The 9,957-nt window shown below is 33.8% G+C and carries 9 protein-coding genes; all 9 read left to right on the forward strand.

Going from position 1 to position 9,957, the window contains the following annotated elements:
• Positions 1-104: 104 nt before the first annotated feature.
• The 9 genes from BMY18_RS07410 (at position 105) to BMY18_RS07450 (ending at position 9,827) form a co-directional block, all read left to right on the forward strand.
• Positions 105-302: a helix-turn-helix transcriptional regulator gene (locus BMY18_RS07410; protein WP_092452141.1), complete on the forward strand. Its 198-nt coding sequence runs from the start codon at positions 105-107 to the stop codon at positions 300-302.
• A gap of 3 nt (positions 303-305) precedes the next feature.
• On the forward strand, positions 306-737 hold the full coding sequence (locus tag BMY18_RS07415) for a hypothetical protein (RefSeq protein WP_092452145.1): 432 nt from the start codon (positions 306-308) through the stop codon (positions 735-737).
• A gap of 208 nt (positions 738-945) precedes the next feature.
• Positions 946-2,547 (forward strand): LCP family protein, encoded by a 1,602-nt coding sequence (locus BMY18_RS07420; RefSeq protein WP_092452149.1) that lies wholly within the window; start codon positions 946-948, stop codon positions 2,545-2,547.
• A gap of 175 nt (positions 2,548-2,722) precedes the next feature.
• Positions 2,723-3,019, forward strand: a complete 297-nt coding sequence (locus tag BMY18_RS07425) for a DUF2089 family protein (RefSeq protein WP_092452152.1) — start codon at positions 2,723-2,725, stop codon at positions 3,017-3,019.
• Positions 3,020-3,024: 5 nt separating this feature from the next.
• Positions 3,025-3,429 carry a hypothetical protein gene (locus tag BMY18_RS07430; RefSeq protein WP_092452155.1) on the forward strand — a complete coding sequence of 135 codons (405 nt, stop codon included), beginning with the start codon at positions 3,025-3,027 and terminating at the stop codon, positions 3,427-3,429.
• Between the two features lie 188 nt (positions 3,430-3,617).
• Complete coding sequence (locus BMY18_RS07435; RefSeq protein ID WP_092452158.1) at positions 3,618-5,966, forward strand: ATP-binding cassette domain-containing protein; 2,349 nt, start codon at positions 3,618-3,620, stop codon at positions 5,964-5,966.
• Entirely contained in the window at positions 5,963-8,434 is a 2,472-nt protein-coding gene (locus tag BMY18_RS07440) for an ABC transporter ATP-binding protein (RefSeq protein WP_092452160.1), read from the forward strand. The genes BMY18_RS07435 and BMY18_RS07440 overlap by 4 nt, the downstream gene beginning before the upstream one ends.
• 54 nt (positions 8,435-8,488) lie before the next feature.
• Positions 8,489-9,136 (forward strand): hypothetical protein, encoded by a 648-nt coding sequence (locus BMY18_RS07445; RefSeq protein WP_092452163.1) that lies wholly within the window; start codon positions 8,489-8,491, stop codon positions 9,134-9,136.
• A gap of 10 nt (positions 9,137-9,146) precedes the next feature.
• A complete protein-coding gene (locus tag BMY18_RS07450; protein ID WP_092452167.1) occupies positions 9,147-9,827 on the forward strand; it encodes a SanA/YdcF family protein in 681 nt (226 codons plus the stop codon).
• Positions 9,828-9,957 lie beyond the last annotated feature (130 nt).

Consider the following 9,957-nt stretch of genomic DNA (forward strand, 5'->3'; position numbering starts at 1 on the left):
AAGCTTTTTCTATCTTTTGCTATTCTTAAAGTATATGTAAGATATATTTGACATATATTAATGTATATGATACCATCAAAAGAGGCGAAAAAGAGGTATAACACATGGGAAGAAATATAAAAATAAAAGTTGCAAGAGCTGAACTGGATATAACACAAAAAAAATTAGCAGAAAAAGTAGGAATATCCAGGCAAACAATGAATGCAATTGAACAAGGAGATTATAATCCAACGATTAAATTATGCTTGGGAATCTGTAAAGTATTAGGGAAATCTTTGGATGAATTATTTGGGGAGGAATAGTATATGTGGAAATTTAATAATTTAGATGAAAGACAAAAAAATTGTGTATATCGAGCTGGATTTGAAAGTTTTTTGGGTTTAACTGTCTTATTTATTATTCAGGCTACATTAAAAAGATATGGTGTTTTGTTTTTTACAGGTGCTAAGGGAACCATGGCGTTAGTATATGTAGGCGTTTGGTATTTTAATGTTAGAAAAGCAATGCTAGATTGTGAAGTAACTGATAAAGATAGAAAATCAAATAGAATAGCAATGACGATGGTGACAATCACTGGAACAATTGTTTTTGGACTTCAAGCAGTTGTTGGAGCGTGGAGCGTTGTTGATCGAGATGGAGATATTGGGCTAGGAGTTATTATTGGCATTATGTTGATATCGGCATGGATAATTACAGTTATAGAATGGATCCAAAAAAATAAAGGTTATGAAGAGTAATACTGTATCAGTATTTTACTTTATGTCAGTAGAAGTATTTCAAAAGAAAATGTTTGTAAAAACATTAAGAATGTTTTATTATTGATGCGAGACTGGTAGCATTGTTAAGTTTAGATGCATATAGTCAGTAAATTGCCTGCTTTAAGATTAAAACGAGGAAATCTGGGAATAAAAGACATATAGATTTTCAGTATGGGGGGATTATATTATGCAAAAATCGCGAAGAAAAAAGAAATTAGATGTGGGCTTGCTTTTCACAAAAGCATCATCACTCAGCCCAAAGGGCTTAAAAAAGAAAAAGCGATTACGCAACAGAGTTGTGGGAGTTTTGCTTGTTGCACTTCAAATTATTATTTCCGCTGTGTTTTTATGGTTGTTGTTTGGGTTAGATGTTATACCTACAAAATATATTGTAATGTTGATAACCGTCATGGTTTTGACCGCTGCTTACAATATCTCATCACAGTTTACAAAAGCGCATGTATTCGGGAAGATACTTGCAGTTTTTCTTATAATAATATTAAGTACAAGTTCAGTTTATGTTTACAAAACGGGTAGTATGTTGTCTGAGATTTCAGGTTCTGATACGCAGACGAGTTACTGTTCTATCATTGTGTTAAGTACAGATGCAGCGAATAAATTAAGTGACACTAAGAATTATGCCTTTGGATATAACAACTCCGTTGATAAGACCATTAGCGAAGATGCAATCTCACAGATGAATGCTCAACTTAACACTACTTTGAAAACATCCACAAGTAAGGACTGGGAATCCCTTGTAAAGGCTCTTTACAGTGGGACAGTCAAAGCCATCGTATTAAATGAAGCTTATAGACCAGACGTTGTTGCAAAATCTAAGGATTTTGGTAGCAAAACAAAAGTTATTGATACAATTAAAGTTGAGACAAAATTGGACAAAAATTCTGTCAAGAACGTCATTACGAAACCATTTACCATCTATATAGGTGGAACGAACCAATATGGAAAGGTTAGTTCCTCTGGATTAAACGATGTCAATATCATTGCAACATTTAATCCAGAAAACAGACAAATTCTACTTGTTACAACACCTCGTGATTATCTGATTGATATATATACGCTATCAGATAAAGGGATAAAAAAAGACAAACTTACGCATGCAGGTAATTTTGGAATGGACGGTTCAGTAACAACGCTTGCAAACTTGTATGGAATTGATATCGATTACTATTTAAGGGTTAACTTTACAGGGGCGATGGGAATCGTTGATGCACTTGGAGGGATTGACATTAATTCAGAAGTCGCATTTACGACGCATCATGATACCTCCATAATTAAATATAATTTTACAGTTGGTCTAAATGCAAACTGTAATGGTGACAAAACGTTAGCTTTTTGCAGAGAAAGAATGAACTTTCCAGACGGTGATAACCAGCGTGGCCGAAATCAGACATTTGCCATCCAAGGTATCCTTGCAAAAGCGAAATCACCAGCAATTCTTACAAATTATGTAAATGTTATGGATTCCTTATCAGGATTTTTTATGACCAGCATGCCCAAAGAAACAATTACTGCACTTTTAAAGGATACGTTAAATGATTCAAAAGCATGGAATGTTCAGATGTACAGTGTAAGTGGTACAGAAGGGCCGAAAATCCGCTCAAACCTTTATCCAAACGACCCTACACTTAAGGCAATGGATGTAACTTATCCAGACCTTAGCTCAATCAATACAGCGAAAGAGCTTATGAGTAAAATCAGAAATGGGGATGTATTTAATGTGGAGGAATACCTTAGTAGTAAAGAAAAAAGCCCTACGGTAGGACGGTAAGCAAAGCTTATTAAATAAATAGAAGTTTAAATCCCACAAACATTGGTTTGTGGGATTTTTTAAGTGATAAATAATTTTCCGACTTCAATAATATTAAACTTGACTTTAATATTATTTTGATTTAATATAAATATAGTTAAAGAAAATATAAATATTGTTAAGAAGGGGGCGTAAAATGGCAATTGAAGTAGTTCCGGATTGGATGAAAAACCTTGAAGACGAAGACGTAGTATTTATAAAGAGTTTTGTTATGGCATCTGGATCATTAAAAGAGATTGCAAAGCAGTATGAGGTATCTTATCCGACAGTGCGTATCCGTCTGGATAGTTTGATACAAAAAATACAGCTAAGTGAACAGACAGAAAATGAACCATATATTGCGATTATTAAAAGGTTGGCGGTAAGTGATAAGATCGATTTTGATACTGCAAAAGTTTTGATTTCTGAATACAAAAAAATTATAGGGGAGTGATTATTATGTCATATGGTTCATTTTATATAATTCCGATTATTGGAGTGTTATATTTTATAGTATTGCCTTGCATATATATTATGAAATGCTTAAAGGCAAAGGAAAATTGGAAAAAGATAATTCCGCCATTAGTAACAATGGGTATATCAATCATATTTATAATTATATTTGCTTTAAATGCAGCAGTATCTCAGTATTATTCTTTAGATAGAGCTACTGGAAATATGATAAAGAGTTATAGAGTTGTTAATGATGTGACGTATATTGAAAAAATACCTTTTACATTAATGATAATATTTGTGTTTTATAATATTCCAACATGGATCATGCTATTTGGATATTTCTTTCAGCGTAGGAATAAGAAAAATAGAGATAATATTGAAAAAATGAAAATTTATGATTTAAAATAGTCTGAAATAAAGTCATTGGTTTTAAACGCATTATAAATATAATATGAATAAGTGTGGTAAGGAAATGCATTAATCGTGTATTTTTATTACCACACTTATTTTATTAAAAATATTGTTAAAAATGTATAATAATGGTAAAATAATTATAACGTATAAATAGCAAGTTATTTAAAAGAAGGGGGAGAACAATGATAAAACTGGACAATATATCAAAATATTATTATTCGTCAAATGCAGTGGTCCCTGCATTGAAAAAAATCCAGCTAGAATTCAATATAGGCGAATTTGTTGCAATTATTGGAGAAAGTGGAAGTGGGAAAACTACATTACTGAATATAATAAGTGGTGTGGATACATATGATGATGGGGAGCTGTATTATAATGGTGAGCCCACATCTCATTTTGATGCCAAGGATTGGGAGGAATATCGGAAAAATAAGATAGGATTCGTATTTGCAAACAATAATTTGATTGAAAATTATAGTGCACTTCAAAATGTAGAAAGTTCACTTCTGATTCAGGGAATAGAAGTACATAAAGCAAGACAAACGGCATTGGATTTGCTTGATAAAGTAGGAATGAGTGATTTTTCGGGTCAAAAAGTTGCTAAATTATCAAGTGGGCAACGTCAAAGATTGACAATCGCACGTGCGTTGGCTAAGAATACGGATATTATTATTGCAGATGAACCGACTGCTAATCTAGATAGTAAAACCGGAAAGCAGATAATTGAGCTTCTCAGTAAAATATCAAAGCACAAGTTGATATTATTAGTGACGCATAACTATGAGGGAGTCGAATCATTTGTCACAAGAAAAATCCGGATTCAGGATGGGCAGGTAGTTTTAGACATTCCAGTCGAACAAGAAAATCCGACAGAAACAGCAATGATATCTATATCAGAACCCACATCAGTACCCACATCAGAACCCACATCAGAACCTACATCAGAGCCCACATCAGAAACCACATCAGAACCCACATCAGAATCGGACATAATAATCTCTACAAAAAAGAATATAATCCCCATAAAATCATCAGGCTCAATTGCCAGACGATTTGCTCTTATGAATCTAACCTCGCAGCGTCAAAAGTCCACATTGCTTTTTACTTTTATGCTTTTGACGGCAATTGTGTCTTTTGTTTTCTTAGGAATCATTTACAGCAATCAAGATGATGTCAGGACAAGGAGTTATGACAAGTCCATTTTCTATCATGAAGATATGAACCGTATAGCTGTTAGGCATTCAGATGGTGCTGAGATTACGAAAACAGACATGGAATTTTTCCGATCTGCAGCGCATGTTAAAATTGCAGATATGTATGATTATGCGAATGACATTAACTACTATAGCGACACAGATTACAAATATACTTATAGTATGAGTTACGACCACAATGGTGTCTTAGCAGAAGTTCGTACACTTAATTTCCTAAATGAAGATCACTTTATGAAATCTGCAAGCGCAATAGGTGAAGACGACTTACGTGCAGGTGTATTGCCGACAGAACTTTATGAAATTGCAGTTTATTCTGAGAATGCAGATATTATAGGAACTACAATAGATTATTATTTTACGGCAAAAAACATTTGGGGTGTTACGCAGCATTATTTTACAACGTGTAAAGTAACTGGGATCTTAAAGGAAGAGCGTGATCAAATATATTTTTCTGAAAAACTATGTAGTATGCTTACAGTAGGCCTATCGAAAAATACTTATCTTCCTTTGAGATATGATTATACCGTTGATGAAAAGAGATATAAAGGTTCGGCAGCTCCAATTCCAATCATTGGAGAGGGTTTGGAATATAAACAGATACGGGGCACACAGGAGTTTTTCATGACTACAAGCTTACATCCTATTGGCAAAGCCGAATTGAGTGTACTATTACATGACGACTATGGTCTCACCTATAAGACAACCATTTACAATATGGAAATAATCCCTGAAGCTAATGAGTATAACTCCAGTCAGTTTTTCGAATTTAGTGAACAATTTTTTAATGAACTGTTTCCTCAGGGTAGTCCTCAAGCTTCTTTATATATAGATGATTATGCATATATGGATGGTGTGTTAAGTGTACTTAAAGAACAAGGATATGAAGCAATCAGCACCTATAGTACATCTGCTATCAAATATATTCCAGAGAAAGTAAAAGAGCGAATGTCAACGATTTATGCATGTATATTGATACTTTTATTTCTCTGTATTTTTGAAATACTAATCGTTGTTTCATTTTTATGTATTAAGTCAAAAAATTTTACATTGTTAAAATATATGGGAATGGATTTTAAGACAGCAAAGAAAATTACTTACTATGAACTGCCAACTTATGCTTTAGCAGCTTCTGTTGTTGTCATTTGTACAGTTATAGCAGATAAAATCTGTGGAATTGGATATTTTGCGGATTTGTTTAAATATTTTAAGATATATTCGATTATCATATACTTTGCGTATAATATCTTTATTGCTATAATAACTTCTTTTCTTTTTAACAGATATTTGCATCGGAAGATGAAAAAGGAGCTCATATGATAAAAGTTGATAACATAGAAAAATATTTTAATAAAGGAAAGAAAAATGAAATACACGCTGTTAACCGAACCAGTCTTGAATTTGATAGCAAAGGATTGGTCTGCATCGTGGGTGAAAGTGGCTGCGGCAAGACAACACTTCTTAATATCATTGGTGGATTGGATACGTTCCAAAGCGGAGAAATCACAATAGATGAAGTTACCATCAATAAATACTCTGAAAAAAATTCAGAAGAGTTGCGAGTAAGTGATTTTTCGTATATTTTTCAAAATTATTACCTTTTACAGGACTACACTGTTGACTATAATATTCATCTTGCACTATCCATGTTTGATATTTCTGATGAGGAAAAAAAATCCCGCGTAAATTATGTACTAGACGCACTTGAAATCGGAAAATATAGAAATCGAAATATATCTCAGCTTTCCAGTGGACAGCGTCAGCGTGTCGCCATTGCACGCGCACTCATAAAATCTCCATCCGTTATCTTTGCGGATGAGCCGACAGGAAACCTTGATGAGGTAAATACACTTAAAACTATGGATATTCTCAAGAAAATATCGAGAGAGCATCTCGTTATTCTTGTCACCCACGAGAAAAACATCGTTGATTATTATGCAGACAGAATCATATATGTAAAAGATGGAATTGTTGAAAGAGATGTCAATGTTGCTAACACAGAGAGCAGAAACTATAAGAGATTAGATGACTCAAATCTGTATCTTAAGGAATATGAGCCAAATGTATTGAATAATAAGAATGTAAATATCAATTTGTATCATGATGGTTCAGAAAATAAATTTACGCTTAATATGATTTGTGCGGATGGTAAGCTATATATCCAATCACCAGATGAAAAAGAAATCGTATTTCTAATGAATGATTCCAGCACTAAGATGATTGATTCGAAGAAACCGGAGTATGAGCAGTCCAAGGAGTTTGATTTCAATCTTCCGAAACTAAGTACGTGTAAGTCACCAAGACTTTCTTTTAAGGAAATTCGTAAGATGACGGCAGAAAACCTGCAGGCATTCGGGAAAAAGCAAATTTTTATGATGGTTACATTTATTCTTACGGCGGTTATACTTGTGATTACAGTGGCAAATTATATTACCTTAAAGACTGGAGATAAGACCCTTATTATCAGTGATGATTCCCACTATGTTACGGTTAAAACGGAGGCAATTAATACTGCTTCGCCGGAAACATATAATCAAAACTTTATTAATTTTTACGATCAATTACTAGACAGTGGTCATGCCAATGATGTGTATATGGAATTACGCAAAGCAAATACAACTGCAGGACCTATCCTGTTCCAAAAAGTAGAGTTGGATTTTCGCCATCCTGGATTTGGACAAATCAATAAGATCATGCATGCTGTTAAAGATATATCTTTTGTTACTATGGAGCATTTTAATGAAGCAGATTTGATTTCAGGAAGAATGCCAAAGGCGCGAAATGAAATCGTTATTGACAAGCGATTGATCAATCAATTTTGGCAAACGGAAAACGTTGTCTTTAAGTTAATGCCAGGTTATAAAGACTTTTTAGGAAATCAGGTTGAGGTAATGGGCAAAAGTGACTTCCTGACTATTGTTGGTATCTCCGATTCAGGTGAGCCATCTATTTATATTGATAAATATATGAGGGTTAGTATTGCTTCTTGGAGCGATTCGATTGCATCAGTAGAACAACTTCAGGCAATATTCCCAGGAAAATATGAAGATTTAACGCTACATGGTTTTAACGTATTAGTACCAAAATCAGTTTATGATAATATGGTCATCAGCGAACAATTTTCTAAAACGACTACATACGGCATTACATATACGGCCGTGGGTTCCTTTTCTGATGAACTCAATGTAAGTTATATTGTTACAGAAAAAACCTATGATGCAATTGTAGATGCCTTTAATGAAAAAACAAAGAGTTTTCGTATTTATTCAGACGATAAACGAGGATTGCTTACATATATTAATTCTGTAAAAGGAGATTTGAAGGAAGAAGGAATTGATATAACGGTAAATGATATGGCGGCCGATCAGCTAAAAGCATATGAAGATAAACAGGCGGCTGTTTTGACAACATGGTCGATTATGTCAGCTGTAATACTTTCCATGGCTGTGTTAATGCTATATTTTAGCATGAAATCAAATGCTATGAAACGTCTGCAGGAGCTAACAGTTTTTCGTGTTATCGGAATTGTTAAAAGCAGAATACTCGCTACATATGCTTTAGAAATTGTAATATTAACAAGCTATACCGTTTTGCCGACGGTCGTGCTTACCAGTATTGTAATTAAGATCCTTGGCAATTTCAAATCAATTGGGATTAATTTCGTATATCCATGGTATACAATGTTTTTCATACTTATTGCACTCTATACTGCGAATGTGCTTATCGGTTTGCTTCCGGTTTACAGTATTGTCAAACAACCACCGGCAAAAATGGCTGAGAAGCTTTAGAAATTAATAAAATTGATACTGCAAAAATATAGATGATTTGAATGGGGGATCATAATGGCATATTCAGCATTTGAAGGGTATGATAATAAAAGTAATGGTCAAAATAGTAAGGAAGAAAAATGGGAGAAATCCGCACATGCAGCAAAATGGATTCTATTAAGTCTAATTATTGCATGCAGTCTTATATATGCGGTTAAGTTAAATGTACAGGACATCATATTAAAAATGAATGGCAATTCAATTGCTACAGAGTTTAAGAATGGTACAACTTTTAAGGGTGTAAATAAAGATGGCAATGCAGTTACTGTAGAATACAAAAAGAAGACAACAATAAGCATCGTTAAGCGCAATCTCGCTGATTACAGCAAAACGTACAATATAACCGAGACAAATCAATACGGGAAAAACCGTATTACAGCCTTTAATGATAATAATGGTATCATACATATTGTACCAATCATGTTTTCAATGATTTCTCCATTCGATATTGAGAAAGTAACTGTATATTATTATGGTGATGATGTAGGGAAAGCAAAAGCATTGAATTCATTATGGTTTTGGGTTGTTTTATATGTGCTGTTAATTGCAATGCTTTTCATATGCGTGAAAGCTGCATATAGAATTACGTTTCCGAAAACACATATAAGATTAGAGGTAGATGAGGATAAAAAACCTCATAAATCTATATGGAAAAAAGCATAAGGGGTAAAATATGAGAAAACGAAAGCTGTTTATTAGAATAGGCTTGATATTACTTGCGCTAATTGCTATTTGTATGATTATTGTTTTAGGCATAAATCTATTTGTTAAAAAATCGGTACAAAACAATATTGTACCGGTTGAAGATGCTGTAAAATTAGGAAATGTAGATGCAATTATAATATTAGGTGCAGGCGTATGGGACAAAGATACACCAAGCCCTATGTTAAATGACAGATTACTGCGAGGCGTAGAGTTATATAAACAAGGGGCATCTCCCAAAATTTTAATGAGCGGTGATCATGGAAAAGTTGATTATGACGAAGTAAATGTAATGAAAACCTTTGCAATTAATGCTGGCATTGATTCAAAAGATATTTTTATGGATCATGCGGGATTTTCTACATACGAGAGTATATATAGAGCAAAAGAAATATTTGGTGTGCATAAGGTTATCATAGTTACGCAAGGATATCATTTGTATCGCGCGCTATATATTGCAAAACAACTGGGAATTGAAGCATACGGAGTTGCATCGGATCAACAAGAATATGGTGGACAAAGTAAGCGAGAATTGAGGGAGATATTAGCAAGAAACAAAGACTTTATCAATGCAATATTAAAGCCCAAGCCAACATATGGTGGTGAGGCGATATCTATAAATGGAAATGGTAATGTAACAAACGATAAATAAAACATTCCTTAAAGAGTTAGTCGTGCTGACTAGCTCTTTTTGTGCGACAGGCAGTCGCACCAGTTCTAACGAGAGTTAGAACTATTTTGCGTATTAGGAACAGCGGTCACGATGCGGAGCAAAAACGGAC

Origin of the sequence: [Clostridium] fimetarium, assembly GCF_900111235.1 — a bacterium.
Classification (GTDB): Bacteria; Bacillota; Clostridia; order Lachnospirales; family Lachnospiraceae; genus Clostridium_N; species Clostridium_N fimetarium.

Coding starts and splice junctions, on each gene's coding strand:
- BMY18_RS07410 (WP_092452141.1), top strand. CDS start 105: ATGGGAAGAAATATAAAAATAAAAGTTGCAAGAGCTGAACTGGATATA.
- BMY18_RS07415 (WP_092452145.1), top strand. CDS start 306: ATGTGGAAATTTAATAATTTAGATGAAAGACAAAAAAATTGTGTATAT.
- BMY18_RS07420 (WP_092452149.1), top strand. CDS start 946: ATGCAAAAATCGCGAAGAAAAAAGAAATTAGATGTGGGCTTGCTTTTC.
- BMY18_RS07425 (WP_092452152.1), top strand. CDS start 2,723: ATGGCAATTGAAGTAGTTCCGGATTGGATGAAAAACCTTGAAGACGAA.
- BMY18_RS07430 (WP_092452155.1), top strand. CDS start 3,025: ATGTCATATGGTTCATTTTATATAATTCCGATTATTGGAGTGTTATAT.
- BMY18_RS07435 (WP_092452158.1), top strand. CDS start 3,618: ATGATAAAACTGGACAATATATCAAAATATTATTATTCGTCAAATGCA.
- BMY18_RS07440 (WP_092452160.1), top strand. CDS start 5,963: ATGATAAAAGTTGATAACATAGAAAAATATTTTAATAAAGGAAAGAAA.
- BMY18_RS07445 (WP_092452163.1), top strand. CDS start 8,489: ATGGCATATTCAGCATTTGAAGGGTATGATAATAAAAGTAATGGTCAA.
- BMY18_RS07450 (WP_092452167.1), top strand. CDS start 9,147: ATGAGAAAACGAAAGCTGTTTATTAGAATAGGCTTGATATTACTTGCG.